Genomic DNA, 1934 nt, shown 5'->3' with positions numbered 1-1934 from the left:
TTCTCTACCACGTTTTCCACGGTGAAGCCGAACATCGTGAACAGCTGGTCAGCCGGGGCGGACTCGCCGAAGGTGGTCATGCCCACCACGTCGCCGTTCAGGCCGACATACTTGTACCAGTAGTCGCTGATACCCGCTTCAATCGCCACGCGCGCACTCACCGCTTTCGGCAGCACGGACTCGCGGTAAGCCGCGTCCTGCTTGTCGAAGGCGTCGGTGGACGGCATGGAGACCACGCGCACGCGGCGGCCTTCAGCAGTGAGCTGGTCAAAGGCGCTGACCGCCAGCGCCACTTCGGAGCCGGTGGCAATCAGAATCAGCTCCGGCGTGCCGTCGCAGTCTTTCAGCACATAGCCGCCGCGGGCGATGTCCGCCAGCTGCGCCTCGGTGCGCGCCTGCTGTGCCAGGTTCTGGCGGGAGAAAATCAGCGCCGCCGGGCCGTCGTTGCGCTCAATGGCGTACTGCCATGCCACCGCAGACTCCACCTGGTCACACGGGCGCCAGGTGCTCATGTTCGGGGTCACGCGCAGGCTCGCCAGCTGCTCTACCGGCTGGTGGGTCGGGCCGTCTTCGCCCAGGCCGATGGAGTCATGGGTGTAGACGAACACGTTGCGGATTTTCATCAGCGCCGCCATGCGTACCGCGTTGCGGGCATACTCCACGAACATCAGGAAGGTCGCGGAATACGGCAGGAAGCCGCCGTGCAGCGCGATACCGTTGGTGATGGCGGTCATGCCGAACTCGCGCACGCCATAATGGATGTAGTTGCCGCCTGCGTCGTCGCCCAGCGCTTTCGAGCCGGACCACATGGTGAGGTTGCTGGGTGCCAGGTCAGCCGAGCCGCCCAGGAACTCCGGCAGCAGTTTGCCGAACGCTTCCAGCGCATTCTGCGACGCCTTGCGGCTGGCGATGTTGGCCGGGTTGGCCTGCAGCTTCGCGATGAACTTTTTGGACTCTTCAGCCCAGTTCGCCGGCAGCTCACCGCTGACGCGGCGCTTGAACTCGGCCGCCAGCTCCGGGAAGGCTTTCTCGTAAGCGGCGAACTTCTCGTTCCACGCCTGCTCTTTGGCCTGGCCTGCTTCTTTGGCGTCCCACTGGGCGTAGATGTCCTGCGGGATGTCAAACGGGGCGTGAGTCCAGCCCAATGCCTTGCGGGTCGCCGCGACTTCGTCGTCACCCAGCGGCGCGCCGTGCGCGTCATGGGTACCGGCTTTGTTCGGCGAGCCGAACGCAATCACGGTTTTGCACATCAGCAGGGACGGCTTGTCCGTGACCTTGTGCGCTTCTTCAATCGCCGCTTTGATGGCGTCCGCGTCGTGGCCGTCCACGCCGCGCACCACGTGCCAGCCGTAGGCTTCGAAACGGGCCGCGGTGTCGTCGGTGAACCAGCCCTCAACGTGGCCGTCAATCGAGATACCGTTGTCATCATAGAAGGCGGTGAGCTTGCCGAGCTTCATGGTGCCGGCCAGCGAGCAGACCTCGTGGGAGATACCCTCCATCATGCAGCCGTCACCCAGGAACACATAGGTCTGGTGGTCAACGACGTCATGGCCCGGGCGGTTGAACTGCGCCGCCAGCGTGCGCTCGGCAATCGCCATGCCCACGGCGTTGGCAATGCCCTGGCCCAGCGGGCCGGTGGTGGTCTCGACGCCTGCGGTGTAGCCGTACTCCGGGTGGCCCGGGGTCTTGGAGTGCAGCTGGCGGAAGTTCGCCAGCTCTTCAATCGGCAGGTCGTAGCCGGAGAGGTGCAGCAGGCTGTAAATCAGCATCGAGCCGTGGCCGTTGGAGAGCACGAAGCGGTCGCGGTCAGCCCAGTGCGGGTTCACCGGGTTGTGGTTCAGGTAGTCACGCCACAGCACTTCGGCAATATCAGCCATGCCCATCGGGGCGCCGGGGTGGCCGGATTTGGCTTTCTGCACCCCATCCATGCTCAG

Annotated in this window: 1 protein-coding gene; it reads right to left on the bottom strand. The window is 64.7% G+C overall.

Annotation, left to right across the window (positions count from 1 at the left end; genetic code table 11):
• On the bottom strand, positions 1-1934 hold a 1934-nt coding region (tkt, locus tag CYR32_RS21135; protein ID WP_206602473.1), incomplete at both ends, for a transketolase.

This window comes from Chimaeribacter coloradensis, from assembly GCF_002858715.1.
Classification (GTDB): domain Bacteria; phylum Pseudomonadota; class Gammaproteobacteria; order Enterobacterales; family Enterobacteriaceae; genus Chimaeribacter; species Chimaeribacter coloradensis.
This window is presented reverse-complemented; position numbering and strand designations above follow the sequence as displayed.